Source organism: Amycolatopsis sp. NPDC033938 (assembly GCF_055575975.1).
Window position 1 is genome coordinate 1 of the sequence record NZ_JBVIRO010000028.1, and the last position, 24,082, is coordinate 24,082.

29 protein-coding genes are annotated in these 24,082 nt (G+C 67.9%); 11 read left to right on the top strand and 18 right to left on the bottom strand.

All coding sequences use genetic code 11. From position 1 onward, the window contains the following. Positions 1-208: 208 nt before the first annotated feature. The 11 genes from ACZ5ZX_RS38790 to ACZ5ZX_RS38840 form a co-directional block, all read right to left on the bottom strand. Positions 209-1,822, bottom strand: coding sequence for a DHA2 family efflux MFS transporter permease subunit (locus ACZ5ZX_RS38790; protein WP_465506981.1), 1,614 nt, complete (start codon positions 1,820-1,822; stop codon positions 209-211). Then, on the bottom strand, positions 1,803-2,429 hold the full coding sequence (locus ACZ5ZX_RS38795; RefSeq protein ID WP_465506982.1) for a PadR family transcriptional regulator: 627 nt from the start codon (positions 2,427-2,429) through the stop codon (positions 1,803-1,805). The genes ACZ5ZX_RS38790 and ACZ5ZX_RS38795 overlap by 20 nt, the downstream gene beginning before the upstream one ends. Positions 2,430-2,635: 206 nt before the next feature. Further along, positions 2,636-2,956, bottom strand: coding sequence for a hypothetical protein (locus ACZ5ZX_RS38800; RefSeq protein WP_465506983.1), 321 nt, complete (start codon positions 2,954-2,956; stop codon positions 2,636-2,638). Beyond that, positions 2,953-3,159 carry a DUF397 domain-containing protein gene (locus ACZ5ZX_RS38805; protein WP_465506984.1) on the bottom strand — a complete coding sequence of 69 codons (207 nt, stop codon included), beginning with the start codon at positions 3,157-3,159 and terminating at the stop codon, positions 2,953-2,955. The genes ACZ5ZX_RS38800 and ACZ5ZX_RS38805 overlap by 4 nt, the downstream gene beginning before the upstream one ends. A gap of 220 nt (positions 3,160-3,379) precedes the next feature. Beyond that, positions 3,380-4,201, bottom strand: a complete 822-nt coding sequence (locus ACZ5ZX_RS38810; RefSeq protein ID WP_465506985.1) for a helix-turn-helix domain-containing protein — start codon at positions 4,199-4,201, stop codon at positions 3,380-3,382. 85 nt (positions 4,202-4,286) lie between these two features. Further along, positions 4,287-4,505, bottom strand: coding sequence for an acyl-CoA carboxylase subunit epsilon (locus tag ACZ5ZX_RS38815; RefSeq protein ID WP_465506986.1), 219 nt, complete (start codon positions 4,503-4,505; stop codon positions 4,287-4,289). Next, positions 4,502-6,139, bottom strand: coding sequence for an acyl-CoA carboxylase subunit beta (locus ACZ5ZX_RS38820; RefSeq protein ID WP_465506987.1), 1,638 nt, complete (start codon positions 6,137-6,139; stop codon positions 4,502-4,504). The genes ACZ5ZX_RS38815 and ACZ5ZX_RS38820 overlap by 4 nt, the downstream gene beginning before the upstream one ends. 59 nt (positions 6,140-6,198) lie before the next feature. Continuing rightward, entirely contained in the window at positions 6,199-6,861 is a 663-nt protein-coding gene (locus ACZ5ZX_RS38825) for a response regulator (RefSeq protein ID WP_465506988.1), read from the bottom strand. Beyond that, positions 6,858-8,009, bottom strand: coding sequence for a sensor histidine kinase (locus tag ACZ5ZX_RS38830; protein ID WP_465506989.1), 1,152 nt, complete (start codon positions 8,007-8,009; stop codon positions 6,858-6,860). The genes ACZ5ZX_RS38825 and ACZ5ZX_RS38830 overlap by 4 nt, the downstream gene beginning before the upstream one ends. A 68-nt stretch (positions 8,010-8,077) precedes the next feature. Beyond that, complete coding sequence (locus ACZ5ZX_RS38835; protein ID WP_465506990.1) at positions 8,078-8,896, bottom strand: SRPBCC family protein; 819 nt, start codon at positions 8,894-8,896, stop codon at positions 8,078-8,080. Between the two features lie 52 nt (positions 8,897-8,948). Beyond that, the gene (locus ACZ5ZX_RS38840; protein WP_465506991.1) at positions 8,949-9,365 is read right to left on the bottom strand and encodes a MarR family winged helix-turn-helix transcriptional regulator; all 417 of its coding nucleotides are present in this window, start codon (positions 9,363-9,365) and stop codon (positions 8,949-8,951) included. A 97-nt stretch (positions 9,366-9,462) separates the two neighbouring features. On the opposite strand from ACZ5ZX_RS38840, the gene ACZ5ZX_RS38845 reads away from it, so the two are divergent. Next, the gene (locus tag ACZ5ZX_RS38845; protein WP_465506992.1) at positions 9,463-10,032 is read left to right on the top strand and encodes a flavodoxin family protein; all 570 of its coding nucleotides are present in this window, start codon (positions 9,463-9,465) and stop codon (positions 10,030-10,032) included. Positions 10,033-10,035: 3 nt separating this feature from the next. On the opposite strand, the gene ACZ5ZX_RS38850 is transcribed toward ACZ5ZX_RS38845, so the two are convergent. Next, positions 10,036-10,803, bottom strand: a complete 768-nt coding sequence (locus tag ACZ5ZX_RS38850) for an NAD(P)H-dependent oxidoreductase (protein WP_465506993.1) — start codon at positions 10,801-10,803, stop codon at positions 10,036-10,038. A gap of 43 nt (positions 10,804-10,846) precedes the next feature. On the opposite strand from ACZ5ZX_RS38850, the gene ACZ5ZX_RS38855 reads away from it, so the two are divergent. The 5 genes from ACZ5ZX_RS38855 (at position 10,847) to ACZ5ZX_RS38875 (ending at position 15,731) form a co-directional block, all read left to right on the top strand. Next, on the top strand, positions 10,847-11,857 hold the full coding sequence (locus ACZ5ZX_RS38855) for a GlxA family transcriptional regulator (RefSeq protein WP_465506994.1): 1,011 nt from the start codon (positions 10,847-10,849) through the stop codon (positions 11,855-11,857). Positions 11,858-12,410: 553 nt separating this feature from the next. Further along, positions 12,411-13,118 (top strand): lysoplasmalogenase family protein, encoded by a 708-nt coding sequence (locus ACZ5ZX_RS38860; protein ID WP_465506995.1) that lies wholly within the window; start codon positions 12,411-12,413, stop codon positions 13,116-13,118. 52 nt (positions 13,119-13,170) lie between these two features. Then, on the top strand, positions 13,171-13,503 hold the full coding sequence (locus ACZ5ZX_RS38865; protein WP_465506996.1) for an ArsR/SmtB family transcription factor: 333 nt from the start codon (positions 13,171-13,173) through the stop codon (positions 13,501-13,503). Further along, positions 13,500-13,937 (top strand): SRPBCC domain-containing protein, encoded by a 438-nt coding sequence (locus ACZ5ZX_RS38870; protein WP_465506997.1) that lies wholly within the window; start codon positions 13,500-13,502, stop codon positions 13,935-13,937. The genes ACZ5ZX_RS38865 and ACZ5ZX_RS38870 overlap by 4 nt, the downstream gene beginning before the upstream one ends. A gap of 21 nt (positions 13,938-13,958) precedes the next feature. Next, entirely contained in the window at positions 13,959-15,731 is a 1,773-nt protein-coding gene (locus ACZ5ZX_RS38875; RefSeq protein WP_465506998.1) for a S9 family peptidase, read from the top strand. Here the strand turns inward: ACZ5ZX_RS38875 and ACZ5ZX_RS38880 are convergent. The 5 genes from ACZ5ZX_RS38880 to ACZ5ZX_RS38900 all read right to left on the bottom strand — a co-directional run bounded on the left by ACZ5ZX_RS38880 (position 15,728) and on the right by ACZ5ZX_RS38900 (position 18,274). Beyond that, positions 15,728-16,162, bottom strand: coding sequence for a VOC family protein (locus ACZ5ZX_RS38880; protein WP_465506999.1), 435 nt, complete (start codon positions 16,160-16,162; stop codon positions 15,728-15,730). The two genes, ACZ5ZX_RS38875 and ACZ5ZX_RS38880, sit on opposite strands and share 4 nt — an antisense overlap. A 66-nt stretch (positions 16,163-16,228) precedes the next feature. Next, a complete protein-coding gene (locus ACZ5ZX_RS38885) occupies positions 16,229-16,852 on the bottom strand; it encodes a LysE family transporter (RefSeq protein WP_465507000.1) in 624 nt (207 codons plus the stop codon). 225 nt (positions 16,853-17,077) lie between these two features. Next, positions 17,078-17,416 (bottom strand): thioredoxin, encoded by a 339-nt coding sequence (trxA, locus tag ACZ5ZX_RS38890; protein WP_465507001.1) that lies wholly within the window; start codon positions 17,414-17,416, stop codon positions 17,078-17,080. 1 nt (position 17,417) lies between these two features. Beyond that, positions 17,418-17,813, bottom strand: coding sequence for a MerR family transcriptional regulator (locus ACZ5ZX_RS38895; RefSeq protein ID WP_465463370.1), 396 nt, complete (start codon positions 17,811-17,813; stop codon positions 17,418-17,420). 65 nt (positions 17,814-17,878) lie between these two features. Continuing rightward, positions 17,879-18,274: a nitroreductase/quinone reductase family protein gene (locus ACZ5ZX_RS38900; RefSeq protein ID WP_465507002.1), complete on the bottom strand. Its 396-nt coding sequence runs from the start codon at positions 18,272-18,274 to the stop codon at positions 17,879-17,881. A 97-nt stretch (positions 18,275-18,371) separates the two neighbouring features. Between ACZ5ZX_RS38900 and ACZ5ZX_RS38905 the strand changes: the two genes are divergently transcribed. Both ACZ5ZX_RS38905 and ACZ5ZX_RS38910 read left to right on the top strand, forming a co-directional pair. Beyond that, on the top strand, positions 18,372-19,217 hold the full coding sequence (locus tag ACZ5ZX_RS38905; RefSeq protein WP_465507003.1) for an alpha/beta fold hydrolase: 846 nt from the start codon (positions 18,372-18,374) through the stop codon (positions 19,215-19,217). Continuing rightward, positions 19,214-19,855 carry a YdcF family protein gene (locus ACZ5ZX_RS38910; protein ID WP_465507004.1) on the top strand — a complete coding sequence of 214 codons (642 nt, stop codon included), beginning with the start codon at positions 19,214-19,216 and terminating at the stop codon, positions 19,853-19,855. Before ACZ5ZX_RS38905 ends, ACZ5ZX_RS38910 begins: the two co-directional genes overlap by 4 nt. A 498-nt stretch (positions 19,856-20,353) precedes the next feature. Here the strand turns inward: ACZ5ZX_RS38910 and ACZ5ZX_RS38915 are convergent, their stop codons facing one another. After that, a complete protein-coding gene (locus ACZ5ZX_RS38915) occupies positions 20,354-21,478 on the bottom strand; it encodes a C40 family peptidase (protein WP_465507005.1) in 1,125 nt (374 codons plus the stop codon). Between the two features lie 80 nt (positions 21,479-21,558). Between ACZ5ZX_RS38915 and ACZ5ZX_RS38920 the strand changes: the two genes are divergently transcribed. The 3 genes from ACZ5ZX_RS38920 (at position 21,559) to ACZ5ZX_RS38930 (ending at position 23,999) form a co-directional block, all read left to right on the top strand. Continuing rightward, entirely contained in the window at positions 21,559-22,383 is an 825-nt protein-coding gene (locus ACZ5ZX_RS38920) for a biotin--[acetyl-CoA-carboxylase] ligase (RefSeq protein ID WP_465507006.1), read from the top strand. A gap of 108 nt (positions 22,384-22,491) precedes the next feature. Further along, positions 22,492-23,067: a PH domain-containing protein gene (locus ACZ5ZX_RS38925; protein ID WP_465507007.1), complete on the top strand. Its 576-nt coding sequence runs from the start codon at positions 22,492-22,494 to the stop codon at positions 23,065-23,067. Beyond that, the gene (locus tag ACZ5ZX_RS38930) at positions 23,067-23,999 is read left to right on the top strand and encodes a hydroxymethylglutaryl-CoA lyase (RefSeq protein WP_465507008.1); all 933 of its coding nucleotides are present in this window, start codon (positions 23,067-23,069) and stop codon (positions 23,997-23,999) included. Before ACZ5ZX_RS38925 ends, ACZ5ZX_RS38930 begins: the two co-directional genes overlap by 1 nt. The last annotated feature ends 83 nt before the right edge of the window (positions 24,000-24,082 follow it).

Below are 24,082 nucleotides of genomic sequence, written 5' to 3' on the forward strand. Positions count from 1 at the left end.
CGCGGGGGTGTCGTGTGTGGATAATAGGGTTAGAACCCTCATTGCCACTCACGACCCCCGCCCACAACCGCACATATAGGCATCAACCGGATGTCTAGTCGCTAGGCGGTGTCCCTTGTGGACACTCAGTATCGGTCGACACTCGCAGCCAGTCCGGAACAGCTGAGCTACGCCACATTTTGATGTAGCCCGCTAAATGCGGGGCCGGTCAGGCGGTGGCGGCGGCCTCGGGGACGACGGCCGGGCGAGGGGCTCGCGGGGCCGGGCGACGCATCGTGAGCGCGGCCAGCACGCCCAGCAGGAGGACGGCCGCCGGCAGCAGCAAGGTCACCCGCGCCGCGTCCGTAAGTCCATTGTGGACGGCCCCGAGAGCGAGCCGCTGAGCCTGCTCCGCCACATCGGCGGGAAGCCCGGGAATGGCCGCCTGCCCCGAAGAGCCGAACTCGCCGGTCGATTCCGCGGCCTTCGCGATGCCTTCCGCGAACGGGGCACGGTAGGGCTCCGGCAACGCTGTCGCGGCCGAAGCCGCCTCGTCGGCGATCGACACGCTGATCCGCGCCTGCAGCAGCACGCCGACGGCGGCACTGCCGAGTACGCCGCCGACCTGGCGGGCGGTGTTGAAGATGCCCGACGCGGTCCCGGTGAGCCGCGGTTCCACCGAACTCATCGCCAGGTTGCCCATGGGGGCGAAGATGAACCCGATCCCGGCACCCGCCACCAGCAGCGCCGGGGTGAGCGCCCACGCGTTCGCGTCGGCGTGGGCGAGCAGGGCGACGAGCGCCATTCCCGCGGCGAGCGCGCTGAGGCCGATGACGAGCAGGATCTTGCCGTTGACCTTGTCCGACGCCTTGCCGACGAACGGGCCGATCAGCCCCGCCAGCAACGACATCGGCGCGAACAGCAGACCGGTCATCGTCGGGGATTCGCCGAGCACGGCCTGGAGGTAGATCACCAGCGGCAGGAACATGCCCGTCATCGCGAAACCGACGGTGACCGAGGTCAGGGTGCCCGCCGAGAAGTTGCGGTTGGCGAAGACGGTCAGCGGCAACAACGGTTCCTTGCGATTGAAGCGTTGCCACACCACGAAAGCGATCAGCAGGGCGACGCCGGCGCCGATGATCTCGAACACGGTGATCGGCCCGAACGCGCGCCCCCAGTCGTACTGCTGTCCATTTTGGACGCCGTACACCAGGCAGAACAGGCCGGCGCCGGAGAGCAGGATGCCCGGCACGTCGAACGAATGCGAGTGCTTCGGCTGCCAGTCCGGCACCTTGAGCAGCGCCAGTGCGAGCGCGACCACGCCGATCGGCAGGTTGACGAAGAAGATCCATTCCCAGCCGAGGTGGTCGACGAGCACGCCGCCGAGCAACGGTCCGGTGATCGCCGCGATCCCGGCGACACCGCTCCAGAGTCCCATGGCCGGTCCGCGTTTCGACGGCGGGAACAGGTGGCTGATGAACGCCAGGGTCTGCGGCGTCATCAAAGCGGCCCCGAGCCCCTGCACCGCGCGGGCGGCGATGAGCATCTCGACCGAGCCGGAGAGGCCGCACCACAGCGAGGCCAGCGTGAACACCACGAGGCCCACCGCGTAGACCCGCTTCGGACCGAAGCGGTCGCCGAGGCGGCTGGCGAACAACATCGGTACGGCGTAGGCCAGCAGGTAGACGCTGATCACCCAGACGATGGCGTTCAGCCCGGCGCCGAGTTCGCGCAGCATCGCGGGAATCGCGGTCGAAACGATCGTGGTGTCCAGCAGGATCATGAAGAAACCCAGGCACAGCGCGGAAAGCGCCGCCCAGGGATTAGCTTGTCGCGCGTTCATCGGGTTCGTCCTCGGTGACCAGGTTCAGATGTGGGGTGCAGTGGCCCTGGAACCGGATGCGGCCGGATTCCAGGTCTTCGATGAGTTTCTGGGTCCACTCGAGCTCGAAGGCGCGGTGCGCGGTCGTGTAGGACCAGTCGAGCCAGTAGACCTCTGGAAGGTGCTTCTCGTTGACCAGGCTGTCGAGTACGACCTGGTCCGACGCGGTGGCCGCCTGCAGTTGAAGCACGCGGTTCTTGAGCTGGGCCACCGAGACCTCCGGGCCGAGTTCGTCGATGACGGCGAGTCCGCTGAGGAACTCGGGATACTCCTCGGCCGGGGTGCTGAGCATGCCCTTGGCCCGGTCGACGAACTCGTCGAGGCCGGCTTCGGTCATCGTGTAAACGGTCCGCTCGGGCCGTTTCCCGTCCCGCTGTGTTTCGACGACCTCGATAAAACCGTTCTGTACCAAGCGATCCACGGTGTGGTAGAGCGATCCGGCCTTCACCTTGACGCGCCTGCTGACGTAGCGGTCCCGCATCAGCTGCGCCATTTCGTACGGATGCATGGGCCGCTCGTGGAGGAGTTCCAGCACCGCGATGGCGAGCGGGGTGAGCTTCGCGGCCATGACTGATCCTCTCGGAAGATTCCGTACTGATTATTCCGAGTGGACTATATGGCATGAACCGCTCGATACTCAAGGAGCCTTCGCGTACGAAGATCGCCGACGCGTACAGCGTGCGCAAGCGAAGGCGAGGCACGCTCCAGGGGCGGGGAAGTGCAGGACGAACGCCGTGGTCTGGGGCGTTGTCAGGTCAAGCTGGACCGCTGCGCCTAGTTCAAGCGTCTCGGCCCGATTTCGCGGTCGAGGAAGCGGTGGTACTCGATGGCCGCCACCGAGTTCTCCAGCTGTTCGAACGTGGGCGCGGGGAGCGCGCCGTTGAAGACGATCGTCAGGCTCTTGCGCGGGATGTTGATGACGTACGGATCGACGCCGAGTTCTTCGCAGTGCTCGCGCAGCACGGCCGTCCAGTGATCCAGGTCCTCGTCTTCACCGAGATGCTCCCATCGCGCGACGATCCAGTTGCCGTTGATCAGCTGACCCGCCATCTCCCGCGGATCGTGGACCATGTACGGCTCGGCGATGTCGTTCATCGGTCCAAGTGCTCGATGAGCGCGGCGAAGGATTCGGCCGGGACCACCAGGATCGGCCGGATCTCGTCCGGCAGGGCCCCTTGTTTGGTGTCCCGGATGCCGACCAGGCCGGGCAGCCCGCCGACTTCGACGCAGGCGTTCTCCTCCCAGTGCGTGTAGGTCGACTTGTGCCAGCCGGTCATGCGTTCGTGCCAGTTGGTCATCGGAGTGCCTTTCCCCAGTGACTGTTTCGGCAAGTAGACGGGTTGCGCGGAGGCAAAGTTGTCAATTTCGGGTGATCTACCGCCGTGGTTCGGTGAACGGTCCGTGAAGGGCCCCGAAATCGCGCTCAGCGCAGGAAAAGGGACCTTCACCGACAACCGCTTTACAGACGATGCACTCTCGGGGTGCATAAAGCCAAGAGTCCTTGGTCACTGGAGCGGTTCAGTCGGCGAGAGCCCGGTAGTCGGCCGCGATCCGCGCCAGATGCGAGCACGCGACGTCGTCGTAGGTGGCGTAGCGCTCGACTTCGGCGAAGTTCTTCTCGTAGTCGGCGACTTCCCGTTCGTCCGTGACGAGCGCCGTGGCCGTCTGCGTCCCGAGGAGCACCGCGCGCGAGTCGTAGATGTCGAAACCGTGGAGAACGGCGACCGAAACCGGCGTCGTCCACGGGATCACGCCGAGCCGCACCCGCCGGTGGCAGGACAGGTCGATGAGGTGGTCGAGCTGAGCGACCATGGTCGCCGCCCCGCCCATGTTCCAGCGCAGGGCGCCTTCGGTCAGCACGAAGTGGAACTCACGCTTCGATTCGAGGATCCGCTGGCGCTCCAGCCGGGCTTCGATCGTCTGGTCGCGTTCGCCGTCCGGCAGCGAATCGCCGAACAGCGCGGTGATGTAGTCGCGGGTCTGGAGCAGGCCGAACACGATGGTCGGCTGAAAACTCCGGATCCGGGCCGACGCGGTCTCGATCTTGCCGATGCGCTGCTGCATCCGCCACGCGCCCCGTTGCAGCACGACGCGGGCGGAGGACGCCTCCTCGCGCAGGTCGCGGGTGATCGTGACCAAGGCCCGCCGAACCTTCGCCGAGGCGCGATAGGCGTGGCACAGCGCCACGACCTGGTCCTCGGTCGGCATGAACGCGCCGGTTTCGACCCGGGAGACCTTGGACTGGCTGAGGCCGGTGAGTCTCGCCGCCTCGGTGCCGGACAGACCGGCGGCTTTGCGCAGGCGGCGCAACTCGGTGGAGAGGTGGTCCTGGTTCGTCACGCACGGCTTTCTGGGGCGGATCCGGTCGACAGGAAACTGTCACTCTAGTCCGCGGTGACCGGATCCGTGCTCCTCCGATCGCGCGTCAGCGAGGGAGAGCCGAAGCCCGCCAGGCACCCTCGCCGGGGGCGAGCGGGGCGCGCACGAGCGAAGCCTTGTCCGCCCACCACGAGTCCCGTTTCGGTGCCGGTTCCGGTGCTCGCGCACTGGCCGCCGCCACGACGACGGCGGTCAGCGCGGCGAGTTCGGCGTCGCTCGGATTGCCGCGGACGACCCGCAGAAGCGGGGTTTCGGGCGCGCTCACAGCGGGATGTTCCCGTGCTTCTTGGGCGGCAGCGTCTCTCGTTTGCCCTGGAGCAGCGAAAGCGCCTTCGCGATGTGACCGCGGGTGTGCGCGGGCACGATCACCGAATCGACGTAACCGCGCTCGGCCGCCGCGTACGGGTTCAGGAGGGTGTCTTCGTACTCCTGGATGAGTTCGGCCCGCAACGCGTCGACGTCCTTGCCGTCGGCGGCGGCCGCGGCGAGGGTCTTGCGGTGGACGATGTTCGCCGCGCCCTGCGCGCCCATGACCGCGACCTGTGCGGTCGGCCAGGCGAGGTTGACGTCGGCGCCGAGGTGCTTCGACCCCATGACGTCGTACGCGCCGCCGTACGCCTTGCGGGTGATGACGGTGACGAGCGGCACGGTCGCTTCGGCGTAGGCGTAGATCAGCTTCGCGCCGCGCCGGATGATGCCGTTCCATTCCTGGTCGGTGCCGGGCAGGAAGCCGGGGACGTCGACGAAGGTCAGGACCGGGATGTTGAACGCGTCGCAGGTGCGCACGAACCGCGCGGCCTTCTCGGACGCGTCGATGTCGAGGCAGCCGGCGAACTGGGTCGGCTGGTTGGCCACGATGCCGACGCTGCGCCCGTCCACCCGGCCGAAACCGACCAGGATGTTCGGCGCGAACAGCTCGTGCACCTCGAGGAAGTCGCCGTCGTCGACGACACGGTTGATGACCTCGTGCATGTCGTACGGCTGGTTCGGCGAGTCCGGGATGAGCGTGTCGAGTTCGCGGTCGGACTCGGTGACGGCCTCGAAGAACCCGGGCTTCGGAGCGTCCGTCTCGAGATGCGGCGCTTCGGAGAGGTTGTTCGCCGGGAGGTAGGAGAGCAGTTCCTTGACGTAGGCGATCGCGTCCTCGTCGTCGGAACCGAGGTAGTGCGCGTTACCCGAACGGGTGTTGTGCGTACGCCCGCCGCCGAGCTCCTCGAACGAGACCTCTTCACCCGTCACGGTCTTCACGACGTCGGGACCGGTGATGAACATGTGGGAGGTCTTGTCGACCATCACCACGAAGTCGGTCAGCGCGGGGGAGTAGACGTGCCCGCCCGCGTTGGCGCCCATGATCAGCGAGATCTGCGGGATGACGCCGGAGGCCTTGACGTTGCGGTTGAAGATCTCGCCGTACAGCCCGAGCGAGACGACGCCTTCCTGGATCCGCGCGCCGCCGCCCTCGTTGATGCCGATGATCGGGCGGCCGGTCTTGATCGCCAGGTCCATCACCTTGACGATCTTTTCGCCGTACACCTCGCCGAGCGAACCGCCGAAGACGGTGACGTCCTGGCTGAAGACGCACACCGGACGGCCGTCGACGGTGCCGTAGCCGGTGACGACGCCGTCGCCGTAGGGCCGGTTCTTCTCCTGGCCGAAGGCCGTCGAACGGTGCTTCGCCAGCTCGTCGAGTTCGACGAACGATCCTTCGTCCAGCAGCAGATCGATCCGCTCGCGAGCGGTCTTCTTGCCCTTGGCGTGCTGTTTCTCCACCGCCCTCGCGGAACCCGCGTGCACCGCCTCGTCATACCGGCGGTACAGGTCGGCCAGCTTCCCGGCCGTGGTGTGGATGTCCGGTTCGTCCTCGGGCGGCGTCCCGAGCGGCTCCGTCGCACTGCTCATGAAACCGCAGCCTAGCTACTCGACGGTCACTTCGCGTGTGGCGTAGGCAACGTCCGTCGCTAGAGGGAAGCGCGCACCAGCCCCGACTCGTAGGCCGCGATCACCAGCTGCGCCCGGTCCCGTGCGGCGAGTTTGTGCAGGAGGTGGCCGATATGTGTCTTCACCGTCGCCAGTCCGAGGTGCAGTGTCCCGGCGATTTCGTCGTTCGACAGGCCGCGCGCGATCAGGCTCAGTACTTCGCGTTCGCGCGTGGTGATGTTGTCGAGCGCGGCCGAGACGCGCCGTCCCGGTTCGGGCAGCCGCGCGAACTCGGCGATGAGCCTGCGCGTGATCGAAGGCGCGAGCAGTCCTTCGCCTGCCGCGACGACCCGGATCGCGGTCAGCAGCTCGGCGGGCGGGGTGTCCTTCAGCAGGAACCCGCTCGCTCCCGCGCGCAGCGCCGAATAGACGTAGGCGTCGAGGTCGAAAGTCGTCAGCATCAGCACATGGACGCCTTCGCAGGCCGCCGACGCGCAGATCCGCCGGGTCGCTTCGATCCCGTCCAGCTCCGGCATCCGGACGTCCATCAGCACGACGTCGGGTCGTTCCCTCTCGGCCAGTTCCGCCGCCTCCACGCCGTCGCCCGCCTCGCCGACGACTTCGAAATCCGGCGCGCTGTCGACTAGCACGCGGAAACTGCCGCGCAGCAACGCCTGGTCGTCGGCGATCAGCACCCGGATCATCGTGTCCCCACTTCCTTGACGGCGTACGGCAGCCGCGCGAACACCCGGAATCCCCCAGCGGGCAATGGTCCCGCTTCGAAGTCACCACCGTAGACCGCGACGCGTTCACGCATGCCGACCAAGCCGTGCCCGCCGACGGTCGCGGGCGAGCCTTCGCCCCGCCCGTCGTCGACGATCTCGACGCTGATCTCGCCCGGGTCTTCGGTGATCGTGACCCGGCAGGTGGACGGCCCCGCGTGCTTCACGACGTTGGTCACCGCCTCCTGCGTGATGCGGTAGATCGAAAGCGCGACGCCTTCGGGCAGTTCGTCCACCACTTCGCCGGTCAGTTCGACGCGCACCCCGGCCTGCCCGGCGCGTTCGGCGAGGGTCCGGAGATCGGCGAGTTTCGGGGCGGGGCCGAGCGCGGCCTCGGGGGTACCGTCGCCCGAGCGAAGGACGCCGAGCATCCGCCGGAGTTCGACGAGGGTTTCGCGGCTGGTGAGTTCGATGACCCGCAACGCTTCGCGCGCTTCTTCAGGCTGCTCCTCCGCGACGTGGTTCCCCACGGCCGCCTTCACCGCGATCAGGCTCATGCTGTGCGCGACGACGTCGTGCATTTCGCGCGCGATGCGCAGCCGTTCGTCGGAAACCGCCTGATCGGCCTGGGTTTCGGCGAGCTGGGCCAGGTTCGCGCGCCGTTGCCGCGTCATCCAGCCCAGCGCCCACGAGCCCGCCACCCCGCCGCCCGCGAAGGCCGTCGACGCGATCGTGTTCGGCCCGAGCCGCAGGAGCTCGAAGACCATGACGACGACCAGGCCGAGACCCATCGCGGTCAGTGAGCGGGCCCGTGGGTGTTCCAGTGCCACGGTGTACAGGGCGCAAGCGGTGGCCAGGAGCGCGGCCGGGCCCAGCCCATTGCCGGCGAGCAGGGCCGGCACGAGGCTGCCGAGGCCGAGGCCGTAGGCGACCAGGGGCCGGTGGCGCCGCAGCACGATCGCGATCCCGCTGGCGGCGACCGTCGCCCAGGCGAGCCACATCGGGATGGCGATGAGGAAGGTCCAGGTCCTCGCGGCCAGGTTTCCGCCGACGGCCACCACGAGCACCAGCGCGAGGAGTGCGTCGATCGTGTACGCCACCCGCTGGGGGAGCGCCGACGGCTGTTTCATACGGCGAACTTAGCCGGACGAGTGGCGCGTGCGCGTCCGTCCGGTGGCGGTCATCCCCAGGGTGGAGATCAGCTTCCGTAGGCCGCCGCGAAGAACTCCTTCAGCTTTTCGCGCCAGCTTCGCAGCGCCCCGGGCACGACGTCGTCCTGCCCACGCGGGACCGTCTGGGTCACCTCGACCATGGTGCCGTCGAGTGCGGAGTGGGTGAACTCCCAGCGGACGACGCCGCCCCGCGGCAGGGAGAGCTCCAGTAACCGCGGCGGTTCTTCGCGGATGACCGTCCCCGACGCCCTTTCGGGGGCGAGAAGGGGCCAGACCTTGTCGAGCGGTTTCCAGATCAGGTCGCGGCGGAAGCGGATCACCAGCTCGGCGCCGGTTTCGAGGACTTCGCCATCGGCGAGCCCGAATTCCTCGGTGTAGGCCTCGATGAGGCCGGCCCAGTCCTGCGGCGGGTCTTGCTCTTCGCCGTCGAGCAACGCCGCGAGAGCGACGAGGCAGCTGTCCCAACCGGCGGCCGTGCGGCCTGCGGCGATCCGGGCGATGGCGGGTTCGCCCCGGCCGAACGTATGCGTGAACAGCAGACGGCAGCCGTCCTCCTCCGGGCTGATTTCCCAGCGGAGGACGTCGTCGTTCCAGCTGAACGCGAACACGCGCGGCGCGTCGGCTTCGAGGACCTTGCCCGCTGTCGGAGTCTCTTCGCCCTCGAAGGTGAACTCGATGGTGCCGCCTGGCCGCAAGTCCACGGTGACCGCCGCCGGGAACCACCGCGCGAGTTCCGACGGTTCGGTGATGGCCAGCCAGACGCGCTCGGGACTGTGCGCGAGCCGTCGTTCGAGGCGGAGTGCCGGGCGTTCCCCGACGGTTTCCAACCGGGCGCGATCGGTCACGGTTACCTCCTAATGTGCCACCGGGGGAATATAACCGTGAAGGAATACTGGGTCAAACGCCGCGCAGGGCGGTCACCGCGCTCTTCAGTTCGGGGTCGGCGTGGGCCTTGTCGAGAGCCGTCGCCAAGACCTCCTGGTAGGTCGGCTCGGTTTCGGTGTACCGCTTCCTTCCTGTTTTGGTGATGCAGGTGTAGACCCCGCGACGATCGTTCTCGCAGGGGTCGCGTTCGGTCAGGCCGGCGTCTTCGAGGCGGACGACCATCCGGCTCACGGAACTCTGGTTGAGCCCGATCGCCTCGGCGAGTTCCTGCATGCGCAGGACGCCCTTCTCGGTGGCGGCCAGCTTGCCGAGCGCGCGGAACTCGGAGAGGCCGAGTCCGTGACGCCGCTGCAGTGCCTTCGCCAGTTCTTGTTCGATGCGCCCGTGCAGCGCGAGTACGCGGTCCCACACCAGTTCATCGGCCGTCATGACGACCTCCCTCGATTCGCTTGACAACAGTTTACATGCAGTGACAGCATCTGTTTGCACATACATGTACTTTGAAATCACTTCGGAGGGGATCACGATGACCGAGGATCGAAGCTTCCTGTTCCTGCTGGGGAGTGCCCGTGCGGGCGGGAACACGGAGATGCTGGCGAGGCGGGCGGCGAAGGAGCTGCCCCGGAGTGTCAAGCAGCGGTGGATCCGGACGTCCGAGCTGCCGCTGGCGCCGTTCGTCGACCGGAAACACGACGGCGCGGACTTCGTCCCGCCGGCCGGAAACGAGCGATCGTTGTACGACGCGACCATGGCGGCCACGGATCTGGTGATCGCGTCACCGGTCTATTGGTACAGCGTGTCGGCGTCGGTGAAGCTGTACTTCGACCACTGGGCGGCCTGGCTGGACCAACCCGAACTCCGCTTCAAGGAGCAGATGCGCGGTAAGACCCTGTGGGGAGTGAGCGCGCTCGCCGAGCAACCGGAGCAGGCGGAACCGCTGATCGGTACCCTGCGCAAAACCGCCGGATATCTCGGGATGCACTGGGGTGGGCAGCTGCTCGGCAACGGGAGCCGCCCTGGCGACGTCTTGCTGGACGAGGATGCGCTCAAGGCGGCCGAGACCTTCTTCGCGGGGGCTGACCTCGTGCGCGCCTGAGCTTCAGGACGTGTGGACGCCGATTCCGCTCCGGCCGGGAGCGAGGTCGTCGCGCAGGACGAGCTCCTCGTCGTAGTCGCCGCCGTTCTGGGAACGGAACGGGATCGGGTCGCTTGTGGACAGTGTCCGCAAGCGGTCGCGCAGCGCTTCGGCGGCGACGTCGTACTGCTCGGGGCTGACGCGGTCGGCGCCGTGGACGGTCAGCGGCGGAAGGACGGACATTCCCGCGTACCACAGGGTTCCGTGCTGCAACGGGAACAGCAGATCGTTGATCTCGCCGTTCACGCCACGTGGTCCGATCGTGGCTTCCGGTGCGCCCGCGGTCAGCAGGACCATGGCGCGTTTTCCGGCCAGCTTTCCCTCGCCGTAGCGTGCCGTTTTGCCGTCAGGCCGTTGGACGCCGTAGGCGAAACCCTTGACGAAGACGCGGTCGAACCAGCCCTTGAGGATCGCGGGCATTCCGTACCACCACAAGGGAAACTGGATGATCACCGTGTCCGCCCAGGCCAGTTTCTCGTGCTCCGCCCGGATGTCCTCGCTCAGTGCGCCCGAGGCGAAGGCATCCTTCGAGGTCGCGCCGACGATCAGCCGGTCGCTGCCTGCCGCCGAGCCGAAGTCGTCGGCGTCGACGACGGGCTTCCACTTCATCGCGTACAGGTCGGATTCCCGGACGGTCGCGCCCTGTTCGCGGAGGGTGCGCACCCCTTCGTCGCGCAGTGAGCCGCTGAGGGAACGAGGTTCCGGGTGGGCGAAGATCCACAACACGTTCATGTCTTCAAGGTCTCTCGGTCGCCTCAGGGAAGCGAGTGGCCTGATGGCCAACATGTGCAAGAATCGAGCCATGGGCTTTTTCACGCGTCCGGGTCGTCATCGGGTCGCCGTGCTGGTCCGGCACGGCATGCTGGTGATGGAGCTGGGCATCGTCGTCCGGCTGTTCGGCACGGCCAAATCGGCCGACGGCGAGCCGCTGTACGAGGTCGTCACCTGCACGCCGGAGCCCGGGGAGATCCGGACCGACGCCGACGTCACCGTCTCGGTCCCGCGTGGGCCGGAAGTGCTGGCCGAAGCCGACACCGTCGTCATCCCGGCGTCGTCCACCGAGTACGAGCCGTCGGGGCACGACCTCACCGAACCGCTCGCACGTGCCTTGGCACTGATCCGGCCGGACGCCAGAATCGCGTCGATCTGCACGGGCGCCTTCGTGCTCGCCGCCGCCGGACTCCTCGACGGCCGGAAGGCGACCACGCACTGGCGCTCGGCACTGGACTTCCAGGCGACGTTCCCGAAGGTCGACCTCGATCCGAACGTGCTCTACACCGACGACGGCAACGTGCTGACCGCGGCGGGCGTCGCGTCCGGCATCGACCTCTGCCTGCACATGATCCGCTGCGATCACGGTGCCGCGGTCGCGAACGAGGTCGCGCGCGGCACGGTCGTCTCACCTCATCGGGAAGGCGGGCAGGCGCAGTTCATCCGCCGTCCGGTGCCGGAACCGCAGTCCTCGTCGACCTCGGCGGCGCGGGCCTGGGCGCTGGAAAACCTCGATCGGCCGCTGACGCTGCGCGAGCTCGCGGCGAAGGAGTCGATGAGCACACGGACGTTCACGCGGCGTTTTCGGGAAGAGGTCGGGATTTCGGCGTTGCAATGGCTCACCCAGCAGCGGGTCGAACGGGCTCGTCAGCTGCTCGAAGAGACCGACCTGCCGGTGGACCGGATCGCCACCGAGGCGGGTTTCGGCACCGCCGCGTCGCTGCGCCAGCATCTGCAGGCCGCGTTAGGGGTGTCGCCGAGCGCGTACCGGAACACCTTCCGCGAGGCGGTCTAAAAGAGGTAAGGCAAACGGGGCATGGCCGTGAAGGCCTCCTTCCCTGCTCTCAAGGTCAGGGTCCCGGCAAAGTGGAGGTAGGGCAGGCCTGATTCTGGACACCGCGGGGCTACAGGTGCGGTTTCGGAGGAATGGCGTGAGTGGCGATTCGGGTGAGGGCCACTGGTGTCTTAGGTACCTACCATCGGGCGACACGCGTGATCCGACGGAGAGCACGCGACGAAACCTGCCGCTCCCGCGTGTCATCCATCCAGCCACACGTGTCCTCCGTCTGATCACACGCGCCATCCATCCAGCCACGCGAAACCACCCACTCGGCCCGGGTCGTGAGTGGCGATTCGGGCTAGAACACGAAACGCCACTCACGACCGCCTCGCGAAACCGCTCAAGATGCCTGACGCTCAAGGTAGGAAAGGAGGCCTTCGCGGACTTCCTGGCTTTCGCGACATGAGCGAAAGCGGCCACGACAACTTTGCCGCACCCCTCACTAAGAGACGCCTTGAGATGCTGACCAGCTGGTAACTTACCCGGAGATAAGTTCCGGAGGTGGTCAGTGGCGACAGCGAAGGCCCTCAAGTTCGCCGAGCGGGTGCTGTTCGGTGCCGCCGCGATCGGCACGGTGTACTCCGCCAGGACCGGCAACCGGCGGCTGCAACTGGTGACCAAACCGGCCGCGGTCCCCGTGCTCGCCGCTCGCGTCGCGCGGGCGCAAACGCTTGCACCAGGGGAGAAGGGCTTGCTCGTCGCCGCCCTGATCGCGGCCGGGGCGGGTGACCACTTCATGGCCAGATCGCACGAGGATCGCGAACTGATCAAGGGCGCGACCTCGTTCGGCGTGATGCAGGTGCTGTACTCCGCGTTCTTGTGGCGGCGCGGCGCGCGGCCGCGGGTGGCCACGGCGTCACCCCGGCTCGGGGCGTGGGCGGCGGCCGCCGTCGCGATGACGCTCCCGAAGCCGTCCCCAGTGTCTTCAGTGCTCTCGGTCTACGGAGGGCTGCTGAGTACGACGTCGACCCTCGCGGCCGATCCGGCGCTCGCGCCGAAGGCTCGCGTGTCGGGTGGGATGGTCGTCCCGTCGGCTGACCGCCGGACCTGGCTCGCCGCGGGCGCCCTGCTGTTCTCCGCGTCGGATCTGGCGATCCTCATTCGCCGCAACTTCGTCACCAGTGAGCGGGTGCGGGCCAATCTCGAGACGTTCGTGCTGACCTCCTATCTCGCTTCCCAGTGGCTGCTGGTCGAAGGCATGACCGCGGAGCAGTAGAAAGTTAAGTACCTACTTGACTAATACTCGGCGCGGGCAGATAGTTAAGCATGTGCCTAACCAACGGATGGATCAGGTGTTCAAGGCGCTCTCCGATGGAACGCGCCGCGAAATGATCGAGCGCCTCACCCGGGGACCGGCCTCGGTGGGGGAGCTCGCGCAACCGTTGTCGATGTCGCTGCCCGCGGTGATGCAGCACCTTCAGGTGCTCGAAGCCTGTGGGCTGGTCCGCTCGGAGAAGGCAGGGCGTGTCCGCACCTGCCACCTCGAACCGGACGGGCTGCGGATGGCCGAGGACTGGCTCGGCAGGCAGCGCACCGGCTGGGAACACCGGCTCGATCGCCTTGGTGGCTTGCTGAACTCCGATGAAGGGAAGCGATCATGACCGTCAAACACGCCACTTTCACCCTCGAACGCGTCTACCCCGTTCCGCCGGAACGCGTCTTCGCAGCCTGGGCCGATCCCGCCGCGAAAGCGGGCTGGTTCACCGTGCCCGGCGGCGGGCATTCGCTGGACTTCCGCGTCGGCGGCCGCGAAGTCACCACCGGCCCTTCCGACGACGAGAAGCGGATGGTCTTCGACGCGCGCTATGAGGACATCGCCGAGAACGAGCGGATCGTCTACTCGGGGACGCTCTCCGCGAACGACGTTCTGGCGACGGTGTCCGTCACGACGATCCTGCTCGAGGCCGAGGACGAAGGCACCCGGCTGACGTTGATCGAACAGGGCACTTTCCTTGACGGGCACGAAGAGCCGAGCCGGCGGGAAGAGGGGACGGGCACCTGGCTCGACTCACTGGGAAAGGCGTTGTCGGCCTAGTTTTTCCGACAGTATGGGGACATGCTGACCGCTGAGCTGATCGTCGACAGCCATGTCCCCTCGGAACCCGCGCTGTCTCCGGACGGACGCCGGATCGCCTACCAGGTCACGACCGTCACGGCGGGCACCCCGGAAATCTGGCTCGCCGCCGTGGACGGTGGTGAAAAGCCGCGCAAGCTGGCCGAAGGCTCGTCGCCGAAATGGTCACCGGACTCCGCGACGCTCTATTTCCTTCGAGACGGTCGGCTTTACGCCGAGGGCGTGCCGGAGCCGCTGATCGCTTGGGGAAGCGCGATCACCGAGTTCCTTCCGATGCGTGAACGGATCGTGTTCATCGCCGAGGACGAGTCACCGGCCCTGGACCCGTGGGTCTGGAGCGAAAGCCTTCATCCAGCCCGGCTGCGGAGTTTCGATCCGCGGACCGGCGAGGTCAGGACGCTCACCGAAGACCACGTGGTCGACCTCGCCCGCCGCCCCGACGACGGTGCGCTCGCCATCCTCACCTGGTCGACCCCCGAACTCGACCCCGGCGGCCTCGAACCCCGGCTTTCCTCGCTGGACCTGGAAACGGGGGCGTGGCGAGATCTCGGCAAGACCGCGGTCGAAGCCACCAGCCCCGTTTGGTGGCGGGATCACGACGGCTGGCACGTCGCGTATCTCGCGACGCCGGAAATGGTCGGCGGCTTGGCGGTGTTCGATGTTCCGGTGGAAACGGGGGAACACCGGAACCTGACACCGGAATCGACCTGCCCGATCAGGCTCGCGCAGGTCGATTCCGGCGCTCCGCTGGTACTTGTCGCCGACGGTCTCGACACGGCGCTCCACCGGCTCGGATCCGGCGAAGTGTCGTTCTGGCGTGGGCAAGCGGACGCGGTGACCTCGAACGGCGAGATGGTGGCCATCGTGCTGAGCACCGCGTACCGGCCGAAGGATGTCCATTGTGGACCAGTGGGCGGGTCGCTGACGCGAGTGAGCGATACCGCGCCGGAGTTCGCCGTCTTTTCGTGGGGAACGCAGGAACGCTTGTCCTACAAGGCATCCGACGGGCTGGTATTGGACGGCCTGCTGGTCCTTCCGCCGGGAAAGAGCCGAGACGACGGTCCCTTCTCCCTGATAGTGGCGCCACACGGTGGACCGTACGACCGGTACGCGGACCGGTTCATGCTCAACTGGTATCCGTCCGCGCAATGGCTGGCCTTGGCCGGGCACGCCGTCTTCCTGCCGAATCCCCGCGGCGGACAAGGTCATGGACACGCATTCGCCACCGCCGTCGCCGGACGGCTCGGCCAGGAGGAGTGGAGCGATCTCGAGACCGGGATCGACCTCCTCGTCGCCGAGGGGGTGGCCGATCCGGAGCGGCTGGGGATCGTGGGCTGGAGCCACGGCGGTTTCATGACGGCGTGGGCCGTCGGGCAGACCAACCGGTTCAAGGCGGCCTTGATGGGTGCCGGGATCTGTGACTGGGGGATGCTCGCCGCCACCGGCGAACTCGGTCCCCTCGAAGCGGCGCTCGGCGGGAGTTTCGGCTGGGAAGGGGAAGGACCGCACCGGCACGATCAGCACAGCCCGATCTCCCACGCGTCTAAGATCGAGACCCCCGTGCTGATCGTGCACGGCGCGGACGACACGAACGTCCCGTTGTCCCAGGCGGAGTTCTTCCACCGCGCGCTACGCCACTTCGGCGTCGAACACGACCTTGTCGTTTATCCGGGCGAAGGGCACCAAATCCGTGGACGGGAGCATCAGCTGGATCTGCTCCGCCGCACACGCGAGTGGTTCAGCCGCCTGCTTTAGCTCCAGTCGGCCTGCGGCAGCCCGGGAACGTACGTGCCGAAAGTCCACTCGTACCCTTCGAGATCGTCGACGCGGAAGCGATAGTTCCCCCATTCGGTATCCGTCGGCTCCCAGACGGTGGTCGCGCCGGCTTCGATGGCGGAGGCGAAGACGGCGTTCACGGCCTCTTGCGTCGGAAGGCTGATGTAGAGCCCGTGGCCGACGGTCTCGCCCTTGCGTGCCGGGCGGTCGTAGTCCTCCTCCGCGCTGAACACGATGATGCCGACCCCGCCGAGCCGCAGTTCGGCATGCAGAATCAGGCCCTTGTCGTCGGCGTACTCCGTGACGGTCTCGAAACCGAAGGCGCTTTCGAGCCAGCGAAGTGCCTTCGGAGCGTCGCGGTAGGCGAGGTAGGAGTGGAGGGCGGCGGCGCGTTCCGTGGTTTCGGTCATGGGCACAGACTGGCAACCGATGCGGACAGCCGCGGTCCTCGATTCCCGGCGGTTTTCGCGGGCGATTCACCACAGCAGGCGGATGCCGAGCACGGCGATCAGCGTGCTGGAGGCGAGCGCGGTGACCAGCCGTCCACGACGTCCGGTCAACGCCTTGCCGAGGACCGCGCCGCCGCCCGCGAGGAACAGTTGCCAGCTGGCCGAGGCCACGAACGCCGCGACCACGAAGACCACGTGCTCCGCGCCGGTCGCCGCCGCCATGTCCTCGCTGCCGAGCACGAGCGCCGCGAAATAGACCACCGTGGCCGGGTTCAGCAGCGTGATCCCGAGCAGACTCACGAAGGCCTTCAGCGGTCCGATCGCCACCGGCTGGGTCACCTCGGATTTCGTGGCGGCGCGGAAATTCCGGATCCCGGTCAGTCCGATGTGGACGGCCAGCCCGAGCAACACCGCCACCGAAAGCCAGCGCAACGGGACGGCGATCGGTTGGATGACCGGGATGAGCCGTCCGCCGCCGAGTACCGCGATGAAGGCGTAGAGGCCGTCGGCTGTCGCGACCCCGAGCGCGGCGTACGCGCCGATCTTGAGTCCTGTCCGGGCCGTCAGCACCACCAGATAGGTCCCGACCGCGCCCACCGGGATGGCGATGCCATAGCCGGCGAGCAGGCCCGCGACGAGCGCGGCGCTCACGGTCGGGCTGGTGTCGGCCTCCGACCGGGACCGGCCTGCTGCTGCACCCGCACCCGTCGGACGACGGAGGGCGAGGACAGGAAGGCGATGGTCGAAGTCATGTGCTGAAGGATGCGAACCCGCGGGCCCGCGCGCAACACATTTACGGACCGGGAAGTCGCGTGAAGGCCCCCTTCCCTCGGCTCAGCCGAGGGAAGGGGGCCTTCACGCGCACAGCCGCTTCGGTCAGACGCGGGTCGTCTGCAGAACGGCGTCCAGATCGCTCAGCAGTCGAGCCTTCGGCCGAGCGCCGACGGTCGTCCACACCGGACCGCCGTCGCGGAAGAGAATCAGCGTCGGCAGGGACATCACCTGGTAATTCCTTGCCGTCAGCGGGTTTTCGTCGGAGTTGAGCTTGCGGATGAGCAGCACGTCGGCGCGCTCGTCGGCGATCTCGGCGAGTACCGGCGCGATCATGTGGCAAGGCGGGCACCACTGCGCCCAGAAGTCCACCAGGACGGGCTTGTCCTGGTCCAGGACGAGTTCTTGGAAGGTTTCATCGGTGACGACGGACAGGGACGACATTTCAGGACTCCTTGTTCTCGGGCATGACGACGCACGGCCCCGGCGGTGTTTTCAACGCGCCCGCCAATTTGGCCAGCAGGCTGTCCCGGACGTCGTTCAGCCTGGCCAGGCAGGCGTCCACCTCGGCGAGTTTGCGTTGGTAGACCTCGATCGAATCGGCGCACGAGTCGCCGGTTTCGTGACCGGCGCGCAGACACTCGACGAACGGCCTGGTGTCTTCGAGGCTCAGCCCGACCGCTTGCAGGGTCAGGATCTCGTTGACCAGGCGGTAGTCGTCTTCGTCGTACTCCCGGTAGCCGTTCGACGCGCGCCGTGCGTCGAGAAGCCCCTGTGACTCATAGAAACGCAGCGCGCGGGTGGTGGTTCCGGTACGCGCGGCGAGTTCGCCGATCCGCATGGTTCCGAGCGTAAACCTTGCCCTTGGCGTCAAGGCAAAGATGAAATCCGGCTGCCCGGTTCCGGTCAGTCGTCGAGATCGACCCGAATGGTGAGGAGCTGGGTGCCGATCGCCTGCACGGCGGCGCTGTTGAGCTTGGGCAGAGCCTTCAGCCGGGCGCGCGGGTCGTCGTCCGGGAGCAGGTGCGCCGTGCCGGTGTGCCACTGGCCTTTGAGCCGGAGCCGGACCCGCGGATCGGCTTGGATGTTGCGGACGTACTGCGACTTCTCGCCGAATTCCGAGACGATCCAGAACTCGCGGCCCACCCGGCGCCCGCCGATCGGTGTCTGCCGGGGCACCCCGGATTTGCGGCCGGTGGTCTCGAGGACCGGCTGGTTCGGCAGCCGTCGGAGAAGCGGGTTGCCCACGTGCCGCTGGAAGGTCGTGGCCACCCGGTGCTTGATCTCGTGAAAGCGCGACATACGGCTCCTGGTGCTCGGAGAAGCGGGCAAGGTCAAGGGTGCCCGACCGCGGTTCGGCGCACCAGCGGCACGCGGTTCGCGTCAGTACGGTCGGCATATGGTGAACGAGTTCGACGTGGACCTGGGGGACGGGACCACCCTGCACGCGTACGACACCGGCGGCACAGGCTCGGCGGTCTTCTGGCACCACGGAACCCCCAACATCGGTGCTCCACCCGTGCCGCTGCTCGCGGCAGCCGAGAAGCTCGGGCTGAGGTGGGTCTCCCACGACCGGCCCGGCTACGGTGGTTCGGCGCCTCGGCCCGGTCGAGATGTCGCGTCGGCGGCGTCGGATGTCGCGAAGGTCGCCGACGTCCTGGAGATCGAGAGCTTCGCGGTCTTCGGGCACTCCGGCGGTGGTCCGCACGCGCTCGCGTGCGCGGCGCTGCTGCCGGACCGGGTCTCGGCGGTGGTCGGTGTCGCGAGTATGGCGCCGTACGGCGTCGAGGGGCTGGACTGGTTCGCGGGCATGGGGGCGGCGGGAGCCGGGTCGCTGACGGCCGCCTTGGCCGGACGAGCGGAAAAGTCGCGATACGAGGCGTCGGCCGAGTACGACGCCGAGATGTTCACCGCGTCGGATCACGCGGCTTTGAAGGGCGATTGGGCCTGGTTCCTCCAGGTCGTCGGTCCCGCTGTCGAGGGCGGCCCGGGTGGGCTGATCGACGACGATCTCGCGTACGTCGCGCCATGGGGATTCCAGCCGTCCGACGTCGAAGCGCCGGTTCTGCTCCTGCACGGTGGCGCGGACCGGATCGCCCCGTTCGCGCACGGGGAGTGGCTCGCTCGGCAGTGCGCCACGGCCGAGCTGCGCAGTTTTCCCGAGGACGGTCACATCTCGGTCCTGCGCCACGGGGAGGCCGCGCTCGAATGGCTGGCCGGTCACCGGAAAGATCGCGCGTCATGAAACGGAAGACGGCGGTGGCTCTCGGCCTTTTCTGCTTGACCGCGTGGGGTGAGTTCGTGCACTGGCGGGCCAGCCGGGCTCTGGCGCACGAACGCCTGCCTGCTCGTACGGAGGCTGTCGTCGTACTCGGGTACCGGAACACCCGCGGCGACCGCGCCAACGCGCTGAACCGCTGGCGGGTCCGAGCGGCACTGCGGTCCATCGATCCCACGATGGACGGCTCGACGCTGGTCTGCTCCGGCGGGAGCGGCGCCGCGTCGGTGTCCGAAGCGGCTCTGCTGGCGAATTACGCGGTGGCCGAATGTGGCTTCACCGGGCAGGTGCGGTTGGAAGACCAGTCGCGAAGCACCTGGCAGAACGTCGAAAACGTGATTCCTTTGCTCGAAAACGTGGACCAGATCAAGATCGTGTCGAATCCCCTGCACGGGCAGAAGGCACGCCTCTACCTGCGTCACCTACGTCCCGATCTCGCCGAACGTCTGGTTCGCGCCGCCGATTACCGGCTCGGGGAGGCCTGGCCGCTCAAACCCTTGTTCGCGCTGTACGGCCTTCGGGACCTCGCGCGCAGTAAGCGGAGCATGACCGGTACCGGGTCGGTCCAGGTGGTCGTGGGTTGGGGTTTGGGGGGTATAGCGTAATTGCGCGGCAGCCCCCGACCCCGCGGGGGGGGTGGTGGGGGGGGGGGGGTGTTTTGGGGGGGGGATTGGGGGCTGAGGTTGGTGGGCTCTGGGCTGCTTGTCATAACCACCCCACCCCACCACCACGACCCACCCGACCCAGTGGCCTTGCTGGCGTGAGGTGCATGATGGCCTCCTTCCTTGCGCTAGGCGCGGGGAAGGGGGCCTTCATGTGCTGGGGAAGGTGTGAAGGTCGAGTTTCCTCGGCTGAGCCGAGGGAAGGGGGCCTTCACTACCTTCAGGGTAGGGAAGGAGGCCTTCACGGACTTTGTGATCGCCTCATGCGGCCCGCGAGCATCAGCAGTCACGCCAGTTGCGCGTGAAGGGGGCCTGCATGCGCAGCCGTTGCGGCGGGTGGTGCTACTGAGGCTCGTGATGGTCGTCCGCGACCGCCGTAGGTACCTAAGACACCCTTGGCCAGAACCCGAATCGCCGCTCACGACCCAGCGCAGCGAAGCCCTAAGCCGCCGGGCGTCCGGCACCGGTGTAGTCGTCGCCCTTCGAGTGATACGTGTGGATTTGGATCGCCTGGCCTTCGGTGGGCGCGTTGATCATCAGGCCGTTCCCGAGGTAGAGCCCGACGTGATGGATCCGCGTGGCCGGATTCCCGTAGAACACGAGATCGCCGAGTTTCGGCTCCTGACCGGCGGGCACCTGCGGCAGCGCCCGGAACTGGCTGTCCGCGGTCCGCGGCAGCCCGACGCCGGCTTCGTCGTAGGACGCCTTCGTCAGCCCGGAGCAGTCGAAGCCCGCCGCGCCCGCTTCCGGCCCGTTGCCGCCCCACACGTACGGGAGGCCCAGTTGGCCGAGGGCGAACCGGGTCGCCTTCACCGCGGGGCTGGCGGCACGCGCCGGGTCGAGCGAAAGGGTCGCGTACAGCTGAGCGTTGCCCAGGACGCGCTGGCGGAACAGCTCGGTCTCGGTGCCTTTGCCACCCTGATAGCCGGCGATCGCCTTCCACCAGCCGCTGCCGCCACCGAGATCGGCTCCGGAAGCGCACAGCGCGCGACCGGCTGCGACCGACGCGGAGTCGGGGTCGCCGAGCGCGGGTTTCGCGATCCCGGGGATCGACGCCCCGTGCTTCTTCCACTGCTGTGCCGACAGGCCCATGGGGTTGTCGCCGCCGCGCCCGTGGTTCGAACTCGCCGCGCCGACCCCCGCCAGGGTGACCCAGGAAAGGTGACAGTTCGGCTGCTCGGCGCGCAACGCCAGCTCGCCGTTCGCGTACCCCATCAGCGACTTCGCCGGGATGTCGAGCGGTCCGGCGAGCTTGGTGGCCCACTCTTCGAGCGGTCGGGCGCCCTTCGGCGTCTCCTGCGCCTTGACCGGCGCGCTGACTTCGAGGACGGAGGGACCCGCGCCGCCGCCGACGGTGGCCGGGTCCTGGTTGGCGGCCGGGACGGGGACCGGCTGGGTCCCGTCGGCGGGCGCCGGGTCGTTGCCGCCCGCGAGCAGCCAGCCCGCCGTCGCGAGCCCCGCGACCAGGGGGAGGGCGACCAGGCTGCGCATCGCCACACCGTGCGCCCACGACTTGTTCTTCGGGCTGGTTTCGGGCGCGCTTTCGGCGGGCTCGGGCTCAGTCACGCCGTCCAGGCTATTGGAGACCACCTCTGCGTAACGAGCGAACGCCTTGCACGTTAGGGGGACTCTCATATTCTGGACAAATGAGTGAGACGGGAGCGCTCGACGCCGAGCGTCTGAGTGCCGCGCTGTCCGGCCGGTACGCCGCGATCCAGGTCGTGGCGAGCACCGGGTCCACCAACGCCGACCTGCGGGAAGCCGCCGCGAAGGGGGCTGAGGACCGCACCGTGCTGATCGCCGAAGAGCAGACGGCCGGTGTCGGCCGCCGCGCCCGGCACTGGTCCTCGCCGAAGGGATCCGGCCTCTACGTCAGTGTCCTGCTGCGTCCGCGCGAGGTTCCGTTCGCCAATCTGGGTTCACTTTCCGTGGTCGCGGGACTCGCGGTGCGGGAGGTCGCCGCGAGCCTGGGCGTCGACGCCGTCCTCAAGTGGCCGAACGACGTCCTGGCCGGTCCGGACCGCGCCAAATGCGCGGGCATCCTGGCCGAGGCCGTCTCCGGTGACGAGACCACCGTGGTCCTCGGCATCGGCCTGAACGTGCTGCCGCTGGGCGAGAACGTCCCGGCCGGGCCCGGCGGTCTCCCGGCGACGTCGCTGTCCGAGCAGGGCGCGAACGAGACCGATCGCACCGAAATCGCCACTCGGCTGCTCACCCGATTCGACGAACTCGAACACCGCTGGCGGCTCGCCGGTGGGTCGCTGGCCGAGGCGGGCCTGCTCACCGACTACCGGCGGCATTGCGCCACGCTGGGCCAGGACGTCGAGGTCCAGCTGCCCGACGGCTCGGCACTGACCGGCCGTGCCGCCGACATCGATCCCGCCGGCCAGCTCCAGGTCGACGTTCCCGGTGGTGAGCGGTACACGGTGTTCGCCGGAGACGTCGTCCACGTGCGGCCCGCCGGGGCCTGACCCGGCGGGTGGCGGCGCGCGGCGATTTGCGGCGCCTCCTCTTCCGCCGGGACCGTTCGCCGGTACGGTGAGCTCACCAGCGCCGAACACACTTTGGGAGCGTCCGTCGTGGCCTATCCGGACGATTTGCTCAGCGAAAACGAGCACGTCGTGGTGCACAGTCACCCGCATTTCAAGATGCTGATCTTCCCCTTCCTCGCGCTGATCGTCACGCTCGGCGTGGGTATCTGGCTGGGCATCATGGCGAAGGACGCGACGGCCCCCTGGGACATGATCTCGCTGATCGCCGTCGGCGTCGTCGGGCTCGGTCTCGTCGTGTGGCTGTTCCTGGCGCCGTTCGTCCGCTGGCGCACGACGCACTTCATCGTGACCACGGACCGGCTGATCGCCCGCGAGGGCGTGCTCAAGCGGACCGGGATCGACATCCCGCTGTCGCGGATCAACAGCGTCCAGTTCGAGCACGGGCTGCTGGACCGCGTGTTCGGCTGCGGCACGCTGGTGATCGAGTCCGCGTCGGACGAACCGCTGAAATTCGACGACATCCCCAAGGTCGAGCGGGTGCACACGGTCATCTACCGCGAAGTCAACGACAACCCGTACGACGACTACGCGCCGGGCGCCCCGCAACAGACCGAACCCTTGCCACCGCAGGGGCGTCCGCCGCGCGGAAACCGGCGGCGTTGATGGGCACGCGAGAGCTGGGGCTGCCCGATCGCGTCCCGTCCGCCGCGGCGTTGCCGGAGCGGGTGACGATCTGGGAGGTCGGCCCCCGTGACGGCCTGCAGAACGAGAAGTCGATCGTCCCGGTCGAAGTGAAGATCGAGTTCCTGGACCGGCTCGCCGACGCCGGGCTGACCACGCTCGAAGCGACCAGTTTCGTGAGCCCGAAATGGGTGCCGCAGCTGGCCGACGCCGAGCAGCTCCTGTCGGGGCTCGACCGCCGCGAAGGGGTCCGCTACCCGGTGCTCGTCCCGAACGAGCGCGGACTGGACCGGGCACTGGAGGCCGGTGTCTCGCATATCGCGATCTTCGCCAGCGCCACCGAGACCTTCGCCAAGAAGAACCTCAATTCGACGGTGGACGAGCAGTTCGCGATGTTCGAGCCGGTCGTCAGCCGGGCACGAGCCGAAGGTCTCGATGTGCGCGGCTACGTGTCGATGTGCTTCGGCGACCCGTGGGAGGGCGCCGTCCCGGCCACGCAGGTCGCCGGCGTCGGCAAACGCCTGCTGGACCTCGGGTGTTCGCAGCTTTCGCTCGGGGACACCATCGGCGTCGCCACCGCGGGTCAGGTCGAGGCGCTGATCGGGCAGTTCTCCGACGTCACCGCCCTCGCCGTGCATTTCCACGACACCTACGGGCAGGCGCTCGCGAACACGCTGGCCGCCCTCCGCTGCGGGGTATCCACTGTGGACTCGTCCGCCGGTGGGCTGGGTGGCTGCCCGTACGCCGAATCGGCCACCGGAAACCTCGCGACCGAGGATCTGGTGTGGATGCTCGACGGCCTCGGCGTCGAAACCGGTGTCGATCTCGACGCGCTGGTGTCGACGAGCAAGTGGATGGCCGGGCAGCTGGGCAGGCCGAGTCCGTCCCGGGTGGTCAACGCGCTCGCGGGATGAGGCCGGAAGCCGCCCTCGACGCGCTTCCGGGTATCCGCCGACGAGAACGCCGGTCGGCGATAAGGTCTTGACGCGTCCTGTCC